Genomic DNA, 20904 nt, shown 5'->3' on the forward strand with positions numbered 1-20904 from the left:
GGATAAGTTTGCTAGACAAACTATAAGCCGGGTTCTGTCATTTAAACCTATCATTTCTCTAGGCTTAAGATCACTCTTAAGCTCATGCAACTAACCCTGATGACTAGCCAAAGACGGCTTTTAGTTTTGCAACAATGTCATCTCTACTTAGTCTTGCTCCCAGTGGGGTTTTCCAGCGTTCATTGTTACCAATAGAACCGGTGCGCTCTTACCACACCTTTTCACCCTTGCCATGTTATGGCGGTATATTTTCTGTGGCACTATCCCTAGGGTTTCCCCCGCCAGGTATTATCTGGCACTGTGTCTTTGCGGAGCCCGGACTTTCCTCTTTAATAAATTAAAGCGATAAGTCGTTCATCTAGCAAATGTAATTTATTACTTAATTATAGAACTTCAAGAAAAATTTAATTGTATGCTTTGATGAGGCTTTTATTGATTAATAAGGATTCTTGATCAATTTTTCCATCAACCAACTCTTGTCTAAATCTTCTTTGAAAAGATTTTATTAATTCTCTTAAATATTTATTCCTACCAATATTTTTTGGAAATGTTTTTGAATATCCAATCTTAAACAGGTTTCTAAAAAAAATATTCTCTTCTACCTTGCTTATTTTTAGCTTTCTATTCTTTAGTAAATCTTGCTTATTTAATGTGTGCCATATCCCTATTTTATTTTTAGCCAAATATTCCCATGGGAACTTTTCACCTGGATCTTTTTTTCTAAGTACTGCTATGTCTGAGTGTCCCAAAATATTCTTAGGATTAATTTTATATTTTTTTATTAAAAACTTACTTAACTTTACAAGAGTAGTAATTTGTTTTTGTGTAAAATTTTTATAACCGTACTCATGTCCTGGGTTTGTAATTTCAATACCAATAGAATTTTGATTTAAAGACTTATAATTTTTCCAAGAAGATTTTCCTGCATGCCATGCAATATATAAATCAGGTACTATTTTTACAATTTCTCCATTATTTTTGATTAAATAATGACAGCTAACCTCAGATTGTATTTCTGTTAATCTTTTCAAAGCATCAGATTCGCTTTTCATACCCGTATAATGAAAGATAATAAATTTGATTTGCTTAGAGGTTCTTTTTTTAGGATTAAAATTTGGGGAATAGTTTAATATTGTTTTTAAAGCCATTTTTGCGTCATATTTAGAGCTAAATCTAGATTTACATTGATATTATATACATTATATAATCATAGGATAATGAAAAAAATTTTAATAACTTCACTAATAAGTCTAATGTTAGCAACAAATGTGAGTGCTGATACAGACGGTGAAAACAACTTATCTAAAAAAAATTCTGGTGAAGTTAAAGACTGTTTTGAAAATGTAAATAGAGCAACTTTTAAATTTAACCAAGTGTTAGATGGTGTTATTTTTGAACCTGTTGCAAAAGCTTATAGAATTTTACCCTCTCCAGTTAGAGCTGGGACAGGTAATGCTCTAGACAATCTCTCTACACTTGTAACAATACCTAATAATATTCTCCAAGGAGAATTTAAAAAAGCTGGAGTTAACACAGGTAGATTTATTGTTAATACAACAGTTGGAGTTGTTGGAATATTTGATGTGGCTGAAAAAATTGGTTTTCCAGAGTATGAAAAAGAAGATTATGGCCAAACCCTTGGCGTAATGGGTGTTGGTCCAGGATGTTATCTTGTTCTACCTGTTTTAGGACCATCCACTGTTAGAGATACAGCTGGATCATTTGCAAATATATTAGGTGGAGATGCTTGGTATAACGTTACTGTAGCTAATGATACTCAGCATTTTTCTGACTTTGATTATTACGCATCAAGAGCAAGTTCTGGGATAGATTTTAGAGCAAAAAATATAGACTCGTTTGAAAACTTAGAAAAAAATTCAATAGACTTTTATGCTTCAGTTAGAAGTTTATATTTGCAAGATAGACAACAAAAAATAGCTAACTCTAATGCAATAACTGAAACCCAAAACGATAGTGATTGGGAAGAAATAGAAGCTCAATAAATTATAAAACTTAATGAGATTAAAAAAGTTTTTAATATTTACCTTCGTCATAATTAACTTTGTTGGTATTAATCAATCATATTCAATTGAACCAGATGTATTTGTTCAATCAACTGTGAATAGAGCTTCTGAGGCCTTAAATAACAAATATTCAAAAGAAGAAAAAATAGAAAAGCTAAAACAAATTGCAAGTGAAACAGTTGATATCAATGGTATTGGTTATTACACTTTAGGAGCTTATAGAAAAAATATAAGTGAAAATGAAATAAATCAATATGAGATGCTTTTTGAACAATATTTTCTAAAAAGTTTTTCTAGTCGACTGGCTGAATACTCAAATCCAGAGATTGAAGTCGTGTCTAAAGAGAAATTAAATGAAAATTATACAATGGTATCTAGTATTTTAGTTGGAACAGAACAAAGGCCTGAGGTTAAAATTGATTGGAGAATTTATACAAAAAATCCAGAAAATCCTTTAATCAGAGATTTAATTATTGAGGGCTTAAGTCTAGCAAGAACTCAAAAGGAAGAATTTTCTTCTATCATTCAAAGTAATGATGGGGATATCAACGCTCTTTTTTCTATTTTAAAAGAGTTTATTAAATAATCATCTATAAAAATAATTTTTGGTGGGCCCGCCAGGACTCGAACCTGGGACCAATACATTATGAGTGTACTGCTCTAACCAACTGAGCTACAGGCCCTAAAAATTAAGCTTTAATTATATTATAATGTAACCGATGTCTAGCATAGGTAAAAGATAATGAAAATGGTGGGACTGGTTGGTTACGCTCCAACTACCCCTGCAATGTCAATGCAGTACTCTACTATTGAGCTACAGTCCCTTTGAATTTTAACTTTCTAAAAAGCTTTTTAACTGTTTGGATCTGCTTGGGTGTTTTAATTTTCTTAAAGCTTTAGCTTCTATCTGTCTAATACGCTCTCTTGTTACAGAAAACTGAAGACCCACTTCTTCAAGAGTATGGTCTGTATTCATTCCAACACCAAATCTCATTCTAAGAACTCTTTCTTCTCTTGGTGTTAAAGTTGATAAAATTTTAGTCGTAGCTTCACTTAGATTAGATTTTATAGCTTGTTCTAAAGGTGCTAATGCTTTTGTATCTTCGATAAAATCACCCAAACTACTATCTTCTTCATCTCCAACTGGTTTTTCAAGAGATACTGGTTCTTTTGATATTTTTAAAACTTTTCTAACTTTATCTAAAGGCATTCTTAATTTTTGTGCAAGCTCTTCAGGTGTAGCCTCTCTACCAAACTCACTTAAAATTAATCTTTGGGTTCTTACAATTTTATTAATAGTTTCAATCATATGAACTGGAATTCTAATCGTTCGCGCTTGGTCAGCAATAGATCTGGTGATTGCTTGTCTAATCCACCAAGTGGCATATGTTGAAAATTTATAACCCCTTCTGTATTCAAACTTATCTACAGCTTTCATAAGACCGATATTTCCTTCTTGAATAAGATCTAGAAACTGAAGTCCTCTATTTGTATATTTTTTTGCAATTGAAATTACCAATCTTAAGTTTGCTTCAACCATTTCTTTTTTTGCAATTCTAGATTCTTTTTCACCTTTTTGAACTCTACTAACTATTTTTTTATAATCAGTTACTGAAATTCCAAGTTTATGACTAATCTCAATTAATCTCTCTCTTATGTTTTTAAATTCATCTTTATTTTTTGAAAAAAACTGTTTCCACATGGGGTTAGTATCCAAGAACTTTTTAAGATTTGGGTTAATTTCATTACCAATATAAAACTTAATAAATTCATTTCTTGGAATTTTTTGATCCATTGCCAACCTTAGAAGATTTCCTTCTAGTGAAACAATTTTTTTATTTTCCACATAGTGTTTTTGAACCAATTCCTCTAATACAGATGGTGACAATTGTAATGATTTAATATTTTCTAAAATATCACTTACAATTTTATCATGTCCTTTTTCTTTAGCAGCTGAGAAACTTACTGCATTTAAAATACAATCAAGTTTTTCTTTTTGATACTTAATTAATTTTGCATATTCTTTTGTTAAAGTATTAACAGTTTTTAAAACTTTTGGTTTAATTTCAGTTTCCATTGCTGCAAGCGTTGGATTAAACTCATCATCGTCTCCATTATTCTCTTCATTTTTATCAGTTTCCCCAGAATTTCTTTGTTTAGCACTTGGACCTGTATTTTCGTCTTCCATGTAGTTAGTATCAATATCGATAATTTCTCTAACTAATATTTCATCACTTTGAAGTTTTTCATCCCATTCTACAAATTGTTGTGCAGTAATTGGGCTTTGTGCTAATGCGATAAGCATTACATCTTTTCCAGCTTCTATTCTTTTTGCAATTGCAATTTCACCTTCACGAGACAAGAGTTCTACTCCACCCATCTCTCTTAAATACATTCTTATAGGGTCATCACTTTTCTCAATTGTCTTGCCTTCTTCTTTAGATGAATTTTCTTTTTTTCTTAAAACTTTAAAGTCAGATTTTTTTTCAACCAATGCTACACTCTCATCAAGAATGTACATGAAGGCTTGTTCTAAATTTTCGTCTGAAAGATTTCTTTTACCTAATGATTTATTCAGCTCATCAAAAGTTATAAATCCTCTATGGGTTCCACGACCCATAAGTCTAGCAAATGATTTTGTAATTATTCTTTCCACAATAGTATATTTGAGAAGACTTATATAAGCCCAATTTGAGAAAAATCCACGTATTTTTTGAAGGATTTAATTGATGTTTTTTTGTTTTTTTAGCTCTCTTATTTCGTTGAAAGTGCTTTCACTTAAATCTTTAGAGAACTTCGACTCGAGCTCTTCAATCCTAAACTCTAAATCGTAGTTTTTGAGGTCTCTAGATACTTCGTCTAATAATTCAAACATTTTATTCTGATCATTTTGGTGATTATTTAGAATATGTTTTATTGAGGCAAATTTAAAGATTTTTTCAGTTAATTGAGGGTCAATTGGAATTTGATCTAAGGTAAGTTTTTCTCCACTCTTTAGTTTAGCTATCAAAGTTTCAAGGATTAATTTATTTTCTTCGCTAAATAGTTTTATATTTTCAATCATGTGAATATTTTCTTGAAATAAATCCAAGTTATTCATTATTAAATAAAGCAATGAAAATTCTTTAAGCTCAACACCACTCAATGATTTACTTTCGTTAAAGTGTTTTTGAGTGGACTGTAATGATTTAACTTTTTTAGTATAAAATTGTTTTTTTCCAATATTGCTATGTGGGGTTAAGGATGAAATTTTCTCCAAGAAAAACTCTAGTACATATTTTTTTATGAAATCATCTTTAATAGTTGCAGCAATAGCTCTTAATTTTTTTTCAAAAATAGCCATTGATGAAGGATTGCTATCAGTTTGTTGTTTATAATGGTTAAATATAAACTGATGAATTGAAATTTTTGCCTGTTTTGTAAAATCAATAAAATTTGCTTTACCATTTTTATTTGCATAACTATCAGGGTCTTCTCCATCTGGTAAAAAAAGGAACGAGATTTGTTTTTCTGGTTGTAACTCTTTAATTGAATTTTCTGCTGCTCTAAGCGCAGCCTTATATCCACTTTCATCACCATCAAAACAAATAATGATATCTTCAAAGAATTGGTTAAGCATTAAAATTTGTCGATCTGTTAAAGAAGTTCCAAGATTTGCCACAACATTTTCAATTCCATTTTTACTTAAACCAACTACATCCATATATCCCTCGACTAAATATACATGATCTATTTTATTAGATAATCTTCTAGCTAAATCTAAATTATATAAATTAGAACCCTTTTTAAAAAAAGGTGTTTCGGGAGAATTAATATATTTTGCTGAATAACTATTTTCCTGGATGGTTCTTCCTCCCAATCCAATAGGTTGGCCTGAAATATTATTAATTGGAAATATTATTCTATCTCGAAATCTTTCAACGTATGTATTCTTTTTTTCATCTAAATAAAAAAGACCACTTTCAACCAAAACTTTTTCACTAAATTCATCTTTTAATTTTTCATAAAAATTTGAGTTTCTTTCAACAAAACCTATTTTAAAATTTTTAACCTCTTCTTTACTAAGGTTTCTTTTTTTTAAATAATCTCTTGCAATAGTTAAGCTTTCATTTTTTAAAATTTCATCATGATAAAATTGAACATATTGATTGTAGATTGAGCAATATTCTTGCCAATTTTTTTCACGTTCTTCATCTTGCTTTGAAAATGTGTAAGGTCTCATACCTGCAAGATTTGCTAATGATTTTACCGCTTCTCCAAATTTCAAATTTTGAGTTTTCATTACAAAATCAAAAATATTTCCATGTTCCGATGTTGCAAAACAATGATAAAATTCTTTTTCATCATTAACTGTAAATGAAGGCGTTTTTTCAGTTTTAAAGGGTGATAAACCTACAAATTCTTTGCCTCTTTTTTTTAGACTGACAGACTTTGATACAACTGTCGAAACCTTTAAACGAGTTTTAATTTCGTCCAAATACTCTTTTGGGTATTTCATTATTTATTTAATAGTTCTTTTAGCAAAGGTCCAGCTTTAGCAAAATCTAGATTGTCAGGGTATGACTTCTTTAATTCACCCATTACTTTACCCATGTCTTTAATTGATGCAGCACCCAATTTACTTATTGTATCTACACATATTTTTTTAGTTTCTTCATCACTTAACTGCTGTGGTAAAAAACTAGATAAAAGATCAAATTCATTTTGCTCAACTTCTAACAAATCCAATCTTTCATTCTTTTTATAGATCTCTATTGATTCGGTTCTTTGCTTAATCATTTTCTTTAAAAGTTTTTTTATATCATCATCGTCTGTTTCTTTTATGTTGGCTCCAGATCGATTGACAATATCAAGATCTTTTATTCCAGATAAAATTAACCTGTAGGTTGAGATTTCAACCTTATTTTTTGATTTTAGAGAATTTTTATAGTTAGTTTCTATTTTTTCTTTCAATGTCATAATATTTTTTAATCTACTGCAAAGTGAAAATTCTTCAAAAGAAAAATTGTTTTTTTATAATTTTATAATACATCTCTGTTGCGATAATTAGGGTTTTATTGTATTAACCTTTAACTCATGAGTTGTAATTGATCAAAAAAGCAAAAAAGATTAGCTCTAACAAAATCTCACAGATTCACACAGGCGTTTTAGTTCTTGAAAATAAAACTATCTTTAAAGGAGTTGGTATTGGCTATCAAGGAACAGCAACGGGTGAAGTATGTTTCAATACTTCTCTAACTGGTTATCAAGAAATTATTTCAGACCCCTCTTACGCTGGGCAAATTATCAATTTTACCTTCCCTCACGTTGGTAACGTTGGAACTAATAAAGAAGATTTAGAGTCTGATAAAGTTTGGACCAAAGGTGTAATTTTTAACTCTGAAATAACAAATCCTTCTAACTATAGATCTTTAGCTAATTTAGACCTGTGGTTAAAAAAAAATAAAATTGTTGGGATCACTGGTTTGGATACAAGAGGCTTGACTAATTATATTAGAGATAAAGGAGCCCCTAAAGGTACTATTTCTTTTTCTAGTAAAAGAAATTTCAATATTAGTAAATTAGCAAATATCACAGCGAAATGGAGTGGATTAAATAATTTAGATTTAGCAGAACAAGTAACTACTAAAAAAAATTATATTTGGTCAGGTTTTAAAACTTGGAAAAAAGAAACTGGTTATTTAAAAAATAAGAAAAGTTCATTACATGTTGTTGCTATTGACTATGGGATAAAGAAAAATATTCTAAGATATTTCTCAGATCTTAATTGTAAAGTAACAGTGGTTTCGTGCAAAACGAGTGCAAAAGACATACTTAAATTAAAGCCAAATGGGATCTTTTTATCTAATGGTCCTGGTGACCCTGCAGCAACTGGTAAATATGCAATTGGAATCATTAAAGAATTAATCAAAAATAATTTACCTATTTTTGGTATTTGTCTTGGTCATCAAATTCTAGCTCTAACACTAGGTGCAAAAACTAAAAAAATGAAACTAGGTCATAGAGGCGCTAACCATCCAGTTAAAAATTTAATTAAAGACAATGTTGAAATCACCAGTCAAAACCATGGCTTTGAAATTGTAAGAGCATCATTGCCAAAAAATATTGAAGTCACTCACAAATCTTTATTTGATAATTGTATTGAAGGAATTAAATTAAAAAATAAACCTGTTTTTTCTGTTCAATATCACCCTGAATCAAATCCAGGACCGCAAGATAGTGTTTACTTATTTGAAGAATTTATTAACAACATAAAAAAAAATGCCAAAAAGAAAAGATCTTAAAACTATATTAGTCGTTGGTGCTGGACCGATTATCATAGGTCAAGCATGTGAGTTTGACTACTCAGGGACACAAGCCTGTAAAGCCCTTAAAGATGAAGGTTATAAAGTTATTTTAATTAACTCTAACCCAGCAACGATCATGACAGATCCTGGTGTTGCAGATAAAACTTATATTGAACCAATAACGTTAGAGGTATTAGAAAAAATTCTAAAAAAAGAAAAACCAGATGCAATTTTACCAACAATGGGTGGCCAAACTGCTTTGAATTTAGCAATGGAGGCAGAAAAAAAGGGAATTCTTAAAAAATATAAAATTGAGTTAATTGGAGCTAATTCTAAAGCGATCTCTAATGCAGAGGACAGAAAAAAATTCAGAAAAAACATGTTAGATATTGGTTTGGACTTACCAAAATCTAAAGTGGTATCTCATATTAGAGATGCTGCAAAAGCTTTAAAACAAATTGGGTTGCCTGCAATCATTAGACCTGCTTTTACCTTGGGTGGTTTGGGTGGAGGAATTGCCAAAACTGAAAAAGAATATCTTAAAATAGTTAAAGATGGATTGCACGAATCCCCTGTTAACCAAATTTTAATTGAAGAATGCCTTGAGGGTTGGAAAGAATTTGAAATGGAGGTTGTCAGAGATAAAAAAGACAACTGTATTATTATTTGTTCTATTGAAAATATTGATCCAATGGGAATTCACACAGGAGATTCGATTACCGTTGCACCCGCTCTAACACTCACAGATAAAGAATATCAAGTTATGAGAAATGCCTCAATTGCTTGTCTTAGAAAAATTGGAGTAGAAACAGGTGGATCAAATGTTCAATTTGCAATCAATCCAAAAGACGGCAGAATGGTTATTATTGAAATGAACCCAAGAGTGTCACGTTCATCTGCTCTTGCATCTAAAGCAACTGGATTTCCAATTGCAAAAGTTGCAGCAAAACTAGCAGTTGGTTACACCCTTGATGAATTAAAAAATGAAATTACTAAAACAACGCCTGCTTCTTTTGAACCTAGTATTGATTACGTCGTAACTAAAATACCAAGATTTACCTTTGAAAAATTCTCAACATCTGAGGCGGTTCTTGGAACATCAATGAAGTCAGTTGGTGAAGCAATGGCAATTGGGAGAAACTTTAAAGAATCTCTGCAAAAAGCATTGGTTTCTCTTGAAATTGGCTTTTCAGGTTTAGATCGTATTTTTCCATTAAACAAAAAACAAATTGAAAAAGAATTAAAAAAAAATATTCCAAACAGAATATTATTAGCTGCTGAAGCGTTTAGAAAAAAAATAAATCTTAAAAGAATTCACCAACTTTGCAAAATAGACCCTTGGTTTTTACAGCAAATAAAGGAAATTGTTGATGAAGAAAATAAGATACAAAAAAAAGGGCTTCCTAAAGACTATAATGAGTTTAACAGAATTAAATCAATAGGTTTTTCTGATAAAAAATTATCTGAAATCACTAAAATTCCTGAAGACCTTGTTAGAAAAAAAAGAACAGCTTTAAAAGTATTACCCGTTTACAAAAAAGTAGATACCTGTGCTGCTGAATTTAAATCATTCACTCCTTATATGTACTCAACCTACCAAAGAAATTATGCTTTAAACTCAGAATGTGAGGCAGAACCTTCTTCAAGAAAAAAAATTATAATCTTGGGTGGTGGACCAAACCGTATAGGCCAAGGTATTGAGTTTGATTATTGTTGTTGCCAAGCGAGTTATGCTCTTAAAGATAGTGGTTTTGAAACTATAATGATTAACTGTAATCCAGAGACGGTTTCAACAGACTACGACACAAGTGACCGACTTTATTTTGAACCTCTTAAAGAAGAGTATGTTTATAATATTATTAAAAAAGAACAGCAGAAAGGAAACCTTGTAGGTATCATTGCTCAGTTCGGTGGGCAAACCCCTATAAGACTTGCAAAGTTTTTACACGATAACAAACTTCCAATTTTAGGTACGCAGTACACTTCAATAGATTTAGCTGAAGATAGAGATAGATTTAGAAAATTACTTGATAGATTAAAATTAAAACAAGCAGAAAGTGGTATTGCTAAAACTTACAAGCAAGCCATTCAAATTGCTGAAAAAATTGGACTACCCTTAATGGTAAGACCTTCTTATGTATTAGGTGGAAGAGCAATGGAAATTGTTCATGAGAAAAGCCAATTAAAAAATTTTGTAGAAGAAGCATTTAAAGCTGCGGAAGATAATCCGATATTAATAGATAAGTTTATTAGTCATGCTATGGAAGTTGATGTTGATGCGATATCTGATGGTAAGCAAGTATTTGTTGCAGGTATCATGCAGCATATTGAAGAAGCGGGTATTCACTCAGGAGATTCTGCTTGTTGTCTGCCTCCTGTATCTATTAAACCTAAACTAATTTCTGAAATAGAAATTCAAACTAAAAAATTAGCTCTAGCATTAAATGTTAAAGGTTTTATGAATATTCAATTTGCTATTAAAAATGATGAAATTTACGTAATTGAAGTTAATCCAAGAGCAAGTAGAACGGTTCCTTTTGTGTCTAAAGCAAAAGGTCTTCCTCTTGCTAAAATTGCATCACGTGTAATGGCTGGTGAAAAACTATCAAAGTTCAATTTAAAAAATAAAAACAAAAACCTATTTGCAGTTAAAGAGGCTGTATTTCCTTTTAATAAATTTCCAAATAGTGATCTATTGTTAGGGCCTGAGATGAAATCAACAGGTGAAGTTATGGGATTTGATAAAGACTTTGGTATGGCTTACGCAAAAAGCCAAATTGCTGCTTCAAACTCATTGCCCACTAAAGGTCTAGCATTTATCTCTCTAAAAGATGGTCATAAAGATGAAGGTGTAGATCTTGCAAAACAATTAATAAAATTAAATTTCACTTTATGTGGCACTGGTGGAACTGCTGATTACATTCGTAAACATGGAATAAAGTGTAAAACAATAAACAAGGTAAGCGGAGGCTCTCCTCACATTGTTGATGTACTAAATTCTAAAAAAATTGCTTTAGTTATTAATACGGGTGGTGGAAATAGTGAGCATCGTCTTCATGATGCAATGGCTTTAAGAAGAGCAACACTGGGTAATAAGGTTCCTTATTGTACAAACATGTCTACTGCTCAAGCTTGCTTGATGGGGATTAGATCTTTAAAGACAAAAGAGATTACAGTAACTGCACTTCAAGATATTTAATGTGAAGACAAACCAGTATTTGCAATACTGAAAATCATATCTTCGTAACTCATATCAAGGTTTAAAACGTACGATCTATAAAAATATTAATGATTATTAAAAGATTTTCTTTAAATTAATCGTTGCTTCATCAAAAGTATTTGGTTTCAATACATCTTGATTGTTTAATTTAAAATCAATTTCAAAATCATTAATATTTTTACTTATCTTAAATTCAGATCCTAAATTTTCTGAGCCTGCTAATTTAAAAGCATAATTAGTTTTTCTGTTTGGTAAATATCCTATAGCTAAATGTATTTTATCAGTATGACCGGTGCCTAATGCTTGATTTCTCTCATAGATTAAAAAGATACTAAAACTATCTGGTAAAATTATATCTATACCTAATTCACCATTTAAATTGTGTAAAGCACCTGAGTTTAACTTGGTATCAAATTCACCACTTGTTGCATCAGAGACGTAAGAATATTTTATATTAGAAGAACGATTTAAGTTTGCTTTGTATTCTAATTTTCCATGCTTTCTAATTTTATATTTTTCATTTTTTAATTCATCAACTGCAGCAATTGAAAGTCTTGCATTTCTTGATCGAATGCCTTGCTTTTTAAATTTCATAGCAGTGTTACCACTTTCTTGATAACCATCTAATAAAGTGTAACCAAGGTCTATTTGTCCAGAAGGGATTAGAATTAAATTATTTTTCTTAATCTCATCTTTTAATTTAATTGTTCCATATATTTGTCTACCTTTTCTATCAGCTGTTACACGTTCACCATCAAGCACTGATAAAATATCTGAATTAAGGACACCTACTCCAATAACTGTGTCTATAAATTTTGTATCATCTTCAATTGGGGATGAGGAATAATGGGTTAAATTATAAGTATTCGTATCTAAATTGCTTCCAGCTGAGCCAACATCAACATCATTTTTACCAAACCTAAAAGCAAGCCCCCTTATGCCATTATTTTTGGTAAATTTATCTGCTCCAACTGTAATTGCGTTAGTTTTAATCTTTTTAAATGAAGAAACATTTGTCTCTCCAACTCTGCCAACTGCAATACTTCCTTCGCTCCAATAAAATACGTCTTGTTGTTTATCTTTTTTCTTTGTAGTAGCTGAGGTTTTTACAACTTTAGTAAGAGAGGCAAGCATTTGATTGGTAAAATTAAGATCTAAATTAAGATTAGTTAAGTTTTGATTATCTTTGTTTCTTCTAATCCACTTTAATCTATTTAAAGCAGTGTCCGTTGAGTGTTCTATAGTTCTTGTTGCAACTTCTATTTGTGCAATAGCTATTCCAGTTCTGACACCTGTTGTGATACTCGGACATTTTCCTTCAATAATATTAAAAGGACACACTAAATCAAATTCAAAAACTTCATCCTTTCCGTTTTCATCTCTGTCACTACCAATGTACATTTTAAGACCAACCGCACTAAATGCAATTCCTCTTGGTTGAGTAATATCACTAGATATTGAAACTGTACCGTCTATTGTAAATGAAGAAGTGGAAAAAGCCACATCAAGGGAAATTTGAGTTACATCTTGTGTACTACCATTGTGATCAACAGCCCAAAATCTTTTTCCATCTGGACTAAATCTTATTCCTTGAGGGTTTGATACTTCATCATTTAGTTCTATTCCTGCATCTGTAATAATTGATATGGTACTTAGATCGTATGCAGTTGAAAGTTGGTACTCTAATAATCTTGTGTCTTGACCCGTCGCTCCATGAAAAATTGCAAATAATTTTGTTCCATCATTATTAATCTCAATACCTTGAAGTCTGTTATTAGTTCCCTCAGTAATATCTCCAGCATTACTACCATCTTGTAGAGTACCAGTATCAAGGTCTGAAGTTTGATTTGCGAATGCACATGTTGAAACATCATAGGGGGAAGTTAAATCAAATCTAAATACTCTATCATCATTTGCAGTACCTTTAGCATTTCCCCTAGACACAAACAGCATCAATCCATCATTAGAGAATTCTAGATCAGTAATAGCACTAATAGGACCCGAAGTCGTGTCACCACTATTTAATATACATACCTCATCATCACTCGCATAAGTTTTTGTAGAGACATTGAATGGTGTGCTTAAATCATATTCATTTATATGTGCATAAACACTAGAAATTGCTGAAACTTTTCTTTGGGTCACTGTAAACATTTTTGTTCCATCAGAATTAAAATGGATGCCGTTTATAAAGTCACTCCTATCATTGACTGCTGCTGACTGTATTTTGGTAACCATAGCTCCAAATGAATTTGAGATGGGAAGTATAAATAATAAAATTAAAATAAAGTTTTTTATAAATTTCATAAGATTAAAATGTTGTTGACAATTTAATACTCAGGTCTTTAAATTGTTTATTTACCACTTCAACTATTCCAGCTTGTGCTTGCATCAAAATAAAAAATGATGACACAAGTGAACCGACAGCTAATTTTCTTAAAAAAAATACCATAATGAAAAATACTATATAAAATTTAATTTAGCGGTTTTTCAGCTCTTTTAAGTGCTCAAAACGGGCAGAAATTCTAATATTGAGTGCGTTTTATCGAGGATAAAATAATCTTCATCAAAAATTCAAATATATAAATTTTAATAAATCAAGATGCTTAATTTAATAAAAAAAAGTAAAAAATTAATTATAAAAGGTGCTCTTAAACTAAAAGTATTTTTAGTTTTATTTAGTTTATTTTTTTCATCACTAGCTTTAGCTGAACCTACATTTATTGCTAATTTTAATGTCCAAGACAAAGAAACTTCACCTACTGGGATAACATTTAATCCTGATGGTACCAAAATGTTTATTACAGGAATAAATATGCGAAAAATACTACAATATAATTTAACTACAGCTTTTGATGTTACTTCAGCAGCTTTTGAAAAGTCTGTGTTAATCCAAGTAGAACAGGATAAACCACAAGATGTAAAATTTAATTCAGATGGAACTGTAATTTTTCTTTTAGGAACGGGAACTGGAGTAATAGATGGAGTGGATGCTGCTAGAAATGGGATTCATAGATGGTCTTTAAGTACACCATATGATATTGGATCGATCACTCCAGCAAATACCACTTTTACTGAAGTTGGTGGTGATAACCCAAGAGGATTAGCTTTTAATAATGATGGAACAAAAATGTTTATTTTGGATAATACTGCTCAGCGGGTAGAAGAATACAATCTTTCAACACCATATAACCCTGATACTAAAGGTTCTGTAGCCAACACACTTGGTAATGCAAGGAGTGCTAGTCATCAGGGACTAGGTTTTAATAATGATGGATCAAAAATATTTATAGTAAAACAAGACAATAAAATTGATGAATATGCTTTATCTACTGCTTTCGATCTATCAAGCGCAACATTAACTGGTACAGTCTCACCGACATTTCCAGTTACAAATAAAAGGTTAAGTGGCTTTGCTTTCAATAGTTCTGGAACAAAAATGTATCACTTAGATTGGCATACACTTACTGATGCTGACAATGTAAATGAGTATAGCTTAAGCTGTCCTTTTGCAGTTGTTAGTTCATCAACGTGTGGAGCCCCACAAAAAAATAAAGATGTAAGGGGTGTAGTTGATGCACAAATTAATACTGCTAAAAATTTTGCTAAAGATTCAAGTCAGTCTGCTTTAAAAAGATTATCTATTTTAAGAGCGAATAAATACTACAACGCAAGTGCACAAAATATAGAGTTAAACTTTCAAAATGAATTATTAAAGAAAGTATCCAATAATGTTTTAAGTTCCGCACAAGCTAAATTAAACCCACTTCAAAAATTAGATCAAATTTTACCTAATGATTGGGAGGTATGGTCCGAAGGTAGCATTAGTTTTGGAAAAATTGGTGAGAGCTCCTTAAGTTCTGCTCAAGATATTGATAGCCTTGGTATAACTGTGGGTGTTGATACAAAAATGGATGATGATAAAATATTAGGAGTTGCTTTAAGAGTGGGTAGCACTGATGTTGATGTTGGAACCTTTGGTTCTAAAGTTGATACAAATGCATTAAGTTTATCTCTTTATGGAATTAACAGTTTAGAAAACAGTAATTATTTAAAACACGTTTTTGGAGTTAGTTATTTAGATAGCAATATTGCAAGAAAATATGACGGAAATACCGACGCAAATAAGGGTGAACGTGAAGGTAAACAGGTTTTTGGTTCACTTAATTTTGGAAAAGAATATGAAAATAGTGATTTAATTATTACTCCAACAGGTCGTATCGATGGAAGTTATACAGCACTTAATGGTTATACAGAAAGTGGCATTGCAGCACTTAGTTATAATGATCAAGACATCAGTTCATTAATGGCTTCTTTAGGAGTATTAATAGACCAAGATGTTGATCTAGAAAATTCAACTGTAAGATCTAGAATTAATCTTGAATACAGTAAAGAGTTTGCCTCAAGCTCTAAGGTGGTAACAAGCTACGTATCAAACAGTGAAAGTTTTGAATATCAAGCTGATAACAAAAATAGAGATATATACACAGCAGGACTTGGTTTAGATTTTAAGCATGACCAAGGGTTAATAATTAGTACTGATTACGAAAGACAGCAAATCAAGGGTCATGGTTATATTAATAAATTTACATTATCAGCAGGCTTTTTATATAGAAAAGAAACAGAGTTTGCACTTGGTCTTGATGAAGAAATGACTTCGAGCTTTAAAATTTCTAAAGCACTAGGTGTATTTGATTTAGAATTTGATTTAGAAAATAATTTTTCAAATCAAGAAAATCATAATGCTAACTTATCTATATTAAGTAAATTTTAATGAGTAAAATAAAAATAGTTTTCTACTTAGCTTTAGCTTTTATTTTTTATAAAGGCTTTGTTGCATTTCAAAATTTTGAAATTGGTGTTGATGACAGGGTTGCAGCTATAGAAGAAAAAGCAGATTTTGAAAAAGAAGGTGAAGTAATTGGTCTCATGATGTATTTAGGTGACCCACCAGAGTTATATGAACATTTATTAACTAAGAATAAATCTAGATGTTTAGAAATGAAACAAACAGCAGAAGAGAGCTCCTCTGCATACTATGAATGCGCAAGAGTGAACGCCGTCCTTATAGGTGGAAAAATTGTAAGCATTATTAATGAAATTGAAGTTATAGAATAATTATTAAATCAAAATTTATTTGAAATTTCTATATTTGTGCCATAGTCAGGTACATCACTTATAAAATTATAATTAGAGCTCATCTTTAAATCAAATCCATTTATGTTATTCTTATATGAGAAACTAGTATTTTCAAAATTATTCAAATCAAATACAAATTTCATTGCGTCTATTGGAACATACCCTACAGATAAATAAATGTCATTACTATAACCTTTTCCATTAGATTGAAGTCTCTCAAAATTTCCAACGAATGACCATCCTGTTATGGAAGTGACATCAAAACCGTACCCAATTCTAAGATTATGTTTGGACTTATTTTCTACATTATAATTGTAAACAGTACTTTGACTATTTAGATAATAAAATTCTGCATCTGATGATGGACTTAGATCAGTAATATATTCTAATCGACCATGGTGATTAATAATTTCATCTTCTTCTTTATCTGTATCTGTTTTATCTAAAAGGACACCAAGTGTTATTAATGCTGATTTAATATTTTGCTCTTTATAAAGTAGTGCATCAGCTAAACTATCTCCAACAACAGTTCTTTCTCTAAATGCTTTTAGTTTTGTGTACCCTAAATCTAATTTAATACCTGGATTGAGATTTAAATCTTCATCAACTATTCTTTTTCCAAAATTAAATGATCCATATATCTGTTGACCTTCTCGGTTTCCCTCTAAAATGTTACCATAAATAACCCTTTTTTGATCTATATCTAGTAAACTAACTCCAATTAATGCATCTGTAAAAACGTGATCATCTCTAAGTTTGGTATCATATAGGGCAAAACTATATGCATCTGTCTCTAATTTTGTTCCACTACTTCCAATATCAACATTATCGTTTGCATACTGAAAGACGTATCCATGCATAGCATCTCTGTCATCATCTTTAATTTTATCTGCACCAACTGAGATACCATAGCTGTGAAAATCTCTTGATGATGAATTTATAGATTTATTTTTACCCAAACTAACTCTACCTTCACTCCACTGAAACCAATCCTCACTCTCATAACTTCTATCAACTTCTTTTTTTGAGCTTTTAAGAGCACTAACTAATTTTGATATTTTTTCATTTGTAAAATCAATTTCTGCATTAAGATTTGAAAGATTGTCTTTGTTTTTATGTCTTCTTAACCATTCAATTCGGTGAAAGATTGGAAGCGTATTATTCTTAATTATACGTTTTGATAATTCGACATTTGCTTCAATGATTGCTTTAACATCATTATTATTTGAGGCATCAATACAAGTAATGGTACCAGCGCAAGCTAAACTATATTCAAAAATTTTATTTGTTGAAGCAGTAGAGCCAGCATCATTAGTAACAAACAACTTCGTAAAATTTGCTGTGAAAATAAAGCCTCTCATATGACTAACTCTGCTACCTAGCTCGTATTCAGTAGAAGTAGAAGAAATAGTTGTGATATCCCAAGGTGTACTTAGAGTGTATTTATGTATATTATTATTACCATCACCTGCGACATACAAAATTGACCCATCCGAATGCAATTGAATATTTCTCATTCCTCCGTCAGAAGAGCTGGCTAGACTGGCTGATAAAGAACCCACTGAAACTCCAGATCGAAGATCAAAAGGAGTTGTTAATATATATTCTCTTATTTTATCTTGAGTTTTTCCACCCACAAACATACGTGTTCCGTCAGGTTTAAATGTTAAAGTTCTTACTTGATCTTCATTGCCAACACCCGTTATGTCTACTTCAAATATTTTCTCACAATCCAATGTAGAAGTATCCCAAGCAGTTGTTAATTTAAATTGATAGACTGCAACTCCAGGATTTCCAGAGTGATCTTTGTTGGTAGTTATAAACATTCTTGTTCCATCAGGTTTAAATTCAATAGCGTGTGGTAACTGCATATCTGTACTACATGTTAATTTTGTTCCAGCTCCATCAACAAATGTTCTTGTTGCTGTACTTATATCGAATGGAGTGCTGAGCGAATATTGAACTATGTAGGCATCATGATTTGCAACACGATTTGTTATATACATTATGCTTCCGTCTAGTTTAAAGTTTATTCCTCTAACACCAGGTACATCTGTGGATAGTATTTTTTCTTTTTGAAATTCTAAAAAAGCAAAAGCATTAGAATAAAATAATGCTAAAAAGCTAAATACAAAAAATGATGTTTTGAGAATTTTTTTCACCTTAGCAGATTAATGAAATTAGGATAAATACAACCGTGTTGATGCCCAAATCGAATTAAATTTGTTAGCTATAATATCATTTTAGAGTTTTCTCACATGTCGTGTTGACAACTGATCAAAATGGGTGGAAAAAACAACTTGTAAGACTTTAATAGAAATCATGATTAAAATTACAAATAAAACTAATGAAGAACAAATCTTCAAAATTATTAATGAAAATTTTAGTCAGTTAGCACCCTCATATTATTCGTTGGTAACTCATTGGTTTATTAATGCTTATAAAAATTTTAAAGGTATCGATAAGTATATAATTTTAATTTATCTGATTAATAAAGACTTTATTCACTATAGAAAAAATGGACTAATGGTTGATTATGATACGTTTTATAAGGATAAAACACTAGAAATTCCAAATATTAATATTTCAGATATTGCAAGAGACCTTCTTATACCTAAGGAAAATGTAAGAAGAAAAATATCTGAATTAGAGAAAAAAGGTATTATTAAAAGAGCAGGAAAAAAGATCTTTATTGAAAGACCTGGCTTTATACAAACAAAAGCTAATATAACTTTAAAAGATTTTAGTAGTTTGGTTTCTACGTTTAGTGAAATTTTAAAAGATAAAAAAATAATTAAAGAACCTTTAAACACAGATCAAATTTCAAATTTAATTAAAGAAAATTTTTCTTTTTGTTGGTATCAATTTTACAAATTTTTATTCATATTTTCTAACCGTTGGAAAACAGATACTAAAACTCAGGATTTAGAAACAATATGTGTGGGATTAATTGTAATGATTAATACTGTTCAAAATAGGGGTTTCAAAGACAAGAATTTAGATAGACAAAAATATTTTAAAGCAGTTCAAAAATCTAATCACATTGGTATTAACGCATTTTCTATAGCTGATATTACGGGAATTCCAAGGGCTACCGTTGTAAGAAAATTACAATTTTTAATCGAAAACAAATTTTTAAATATTAGTGAAAAAAAACTTTATAACTTTGCTATGGGGACACAAACTAAACAATTTAAAGTGCTCACTAAATTACAAGATAAAAATATGAAAGCTTTGGGTAAATTTTTGTATAAGGTTTTTAATCAGATTAAAATAATAAACACTAATTAGATTTTCTTAAAATAAAAACAAAGATTACGGAGGTTGCCATCATTACTAATGCATAGGCAGCTGTGGGTACCATATAAATAATATTATCAAATAATTGAGTAGCAACAAAAACTGCTAGGGTTCCATTTTGCAAACCACATTCTAAAGAGATAGCTCTTTGTTGAGGTGTCCCTGATGCAAAAAATTTAGCAACATAAAATCCTATCACCATCATAGTTACATTTAATATTAAGGCTATTAAACCTGCTCGAGTTAAAAAGCTTACAATTTTATCCCACTCTTCAATATATATTGCAGCAAAAACAAGTAAAAATAATGCAATAGAAAATCTTTGAATAAACTTCAAATTTTTTATGACAAGGTCACCAGTAAAATGCCTGATAGTCATTCCAATTATTACTGGAACCGTAACTACAAAAAACATTTTTAAAGAAATGGATACCATTGTTATTTCTCTCTCAACATAGGTGATATCAAACAGATTAATTGAATTGATCACAATGAATGGCACTGTTACTATACTTAATAAGCTCATAACTGCTGTCAGTGATATTGATAGCGCTACATCACCCTCTGCAAATTTTGTAAGAACATTGGAGGTTACACCCCCTGGAGCAGCTGCAATTAGCATTACTCCTAAGGCCATTTCAATCGGCACACCTAAGGTAATGATAAGTAGATAGGCAACGATTGGTAAAACAATTAACTGACAAATAAAACCAATAAAAAAATCTTTAGGGTTTTTTGCAACTCTTAAAAAGTCATCTACTGTTAAAGAAGCTCCTAGTCCAAGCATAATAATAGCTAGAGCGATTGGAGCGATGTTGGTTACTATTTCCATTAATTTAATTTAAAATTTCATGCATAGTTCCACCCATTTTGATCATTTGTCAACCCATTTTGGTCGGTTGTAAACATGACAAGATAAATCCTAAAAAAAAAC

At 30.6% G+C, this 20904-nt stretch carries 15 protein-coding genes, 2 tRNA genes and 1 other RNA gene; 7 read left to right on the plus strand and 11 right to left on the minus strand.

Annotation, left to right across the window (positions count from 1 at the left end; genetic code table 11):
• Positions 1-7: 7 nt before the first annotated feature.
• Together rnpB and AC5SL0_RS05120 are read right to left on the minus strand one after the other, a co-directional pair.
• Positions 8-362: RNase P RNA component class A (gene rnpB, locus AC5SL0_RS05115), an RNA gene on the minus strand.
• Positions 363-404: 42 nt separating this feature from the next.
• Positions 405-1148, minus strand: a complete 744-nt coding sequence (locus tag AC5SL0_RS05120; protein WP_271480108.1) for an N-acetylmuramoyl-L-alanine amidase — start codon at positions 1146-1148, stop codon at positions 405-407.
• A 69-nt stretch (positions 1149-1217) separates the two neighbouring features.
• Between AC5SL0_RS05120 and AC5SL0_RS05125 the strand changes: the two genes are divergently transcribed.
• Together AC5SL0_RS05125 and AC5SL0_RS05130 are read left to right on the plus strand one after the other, a co-directional pair.
• Positions 1218-2003 carry an MlaA family lipoprotein gene (locus AC5SL0_RS05125; RefSeq protein WP_006997873.1) on the plus strand — a complete coding sequence of 262 codons (786 nt, stop codon included), beginning with the start codon at positions 1218-1220 and terminating at the stop codon, positions 2001-2003.
• A gap of 13 nt (positions 2004-2016) precedes the next feature.
• Positions 2017-2610, plus strand: a complete 594-nt coding sequence (locus AC5SL0_RS05130; RefSeq protein WP_494618034.1) for a Tgt2/MlaC family protein — start codon at positions 2017-2019, stop codon at positions 2608-2610.
• Positions 2611-2630: 20 nt separating this feature from the next.
• Here the strand turns inward: AC5SL0_RS05130 and AC5SL0_RS05135 are convergent.
• The 5 genes from AC5SL0_RS05135 to AC5SL0_RS05155 form a co-directional block, all read right to left on the minus strand.
• Positions 2631-2707, minus strand: a tRNA-Ile gene (locus AC5SL0_RS05135).
• Positions 2708-2773: 66 nt separating this feature from the next.
• Positions 2774-2848, minus strand: a tRNA-Val gene (locus tag AC5SL0_RS05140).
• A gap of 8 nt (positions 2849-2856) precedes the next feature.
• Positions 2857-4680 (minus strand): RNA polymerase sigma factor RpoD, encoded by a 1824-nt coding sequence (rpoD, locus tag AC5SL0_RS05145; RefSeq protein WP_020169682.1) that lies wholly within the window; start codon positions 4678-4680, stop codon positions 2857-2859.
• A gap of 66 nt (positions 4681-4746) precedes the next feature.
• Positions 4747-6522, minus strand: coding sequence for a DNA primase (gene dnaG / locus AC5SL0_RS05150; protein ID WP_494618035.1), 1776 nt, complete (start codon positions 6520-6522; stop codon positions 4747-4749).
• A complete protein-coding gene (locus AC5SL0_RS05155) occupies positions 6522-6983 on the minus strand; it encodes a GatB/YqeY domain-containing protein (RefSeq protein WP_020169684.1) in 462 nt (153 codons plus the stop codon). Before AC5SL0_RS05155 ends, dnaG begins: the two co-directional genes overlap by 1 nt.
• 128 nt (positions 6984-7111) lie before the next feature.
• On the opposite strand from AC5SL0_RS05155, the gene carA reads away from it, so the two are divergent.
• Together carA and carB are read left to right on the plus strand one after the other, a co-directional pair.
• Positions 7112-8308, plus strand: coding sequence for a glutamine-hydrolyzing carbamoyl-phosphate synthase small subunit (gene carA / locus AC5SL0_RS05160; RefSeq protein WP_027307130.1), 1197 nt, complete (start codon positions 7112-7114; stop codon positions 8306-8308).
• Entirely contained in the window at positions 8286-11510 is a 3225-nt protein-coding gene (gene carB / locus AC5SL0_RS05165; protein ID WP_027307131.1) for a carbamoyl-phosphate synthase large subunit, read from the plus strand. Before carA ends, carB begins: the two co-directional genes overlap by 23 nt.
• Positions 11511-11606: 96 nt before the next feature.
• Here the strand turns inward: carB and AC5SL0_RS05170 are convergent, their stop codons facing one another.
• Together AC5SL0_RS05170 and AC5SL0_RS05175 are read right to left on the minus strand one after the other, a co-directional pair.
• Positions 11607-13838: an autotransporter outer membrane beta-barrel domain-containing protein gene (locus AC5SL0_RS05170; RefSeq protein ID WP_027307132.1), complete on the minus strand. Its 2232-nt coding sequence runs from the start codon at positions 13836-13838 to the stop codon at positions 11607-11609.
• 4 nt (positions 13839-13842) lie between these two features.
• Positions 13843-13983: a hypothetical protein gene (locus AC5SL0_RS05175; RefSeq protein WP_011281434.1), complete on the minus strand. Its 141-nt coding sequence runs from the start codon at positions 13981-13983 to the stop codon at positions 13843-13845.
• A 150-nt stretch (positions 13984-14133) separates the two neighbouring features.
• Between AC5SL0_RS05175 and AC5SL0_RS05180 the strand changes: the two genes are divergently transcribed.
• Positions 14134-16305: an autotransporter family protein gene (locus tag AC5SL0_RS05180; protein WP_011281435.1), complete on the plus strand. Its 2172-nt coding sequence runs from the start codon at positions 14134-14136 to the stop codon at positions 16303-16305.
• Positions 16305-16649 carry a hypothetical protein gene (locus AC5SL0_RS05185; RefSeq protein ID WP_006997862.1) on the plus strand — a complete coding sequence of 115 codons (345 nt, stop codon included), beginning with the start codon at positions 16305-16307 and terminating at the stop codon, positions 16647-16649. Before AC5SL0_RS05180 ends, AC5SL0_RS05185 begins: the two co-directional genes overlap by 1 nt.
• An 8-nt stretch (positions 16650-16657) precedes the next feature.
• Here the strand turns inward: AC5SL0_RS05185 and AC5SL0_RS05190 are convergent, their stop codons facing one another.
• A complete protein-coding gene (locus AC5SL0_RS05190; protein ID WP_494618037.1) occupies positions 16658-18832 on the minus strand; it encodes an autotransporter domain-containing protein in 2175 nt (724 codons plus the stop codon).
• 160 nt (positions 18833-18992) lie between these two features.
• Here AC5SL0_RS05190 and AC5SL0_RS05195 point away from each other — a divergent pair, with 160 nt between their 5' ends.
• Entirely contained in the window at positions 18993-19961 is a 969-nt protein-coding gene (locus AC5SL0_RS05195) for a MarR family transcriptional regulator (protein WP_027307134.1), read from the plus strand.
• Here AC5SL0_RS05195 and AC5SL0_RS05200 read toward each other — a convergent pair.
• The gene (locus tag AC5SL0_RS05200; protein ID WP_006997859.1) at positions 19954-20802 is read right to left on the minus strand and encodes a bile acid:sodium symporter family protein; all 849 of its coding nucleotides are present in this window, start codon (positions 20800-20802) and stop codon (positions 19954-19956) included. The genes AC5SL0_RS05195 and AC5SL0_RS05200 overlap by 8 nt on opposite strands.
• Between the last annotated feature and the right edge of the window lie 102 nt (positions 20803-20904).

The organism is Candidatus Pelagibacter sp. PS_16 (genome assembly GCF_059417965.1).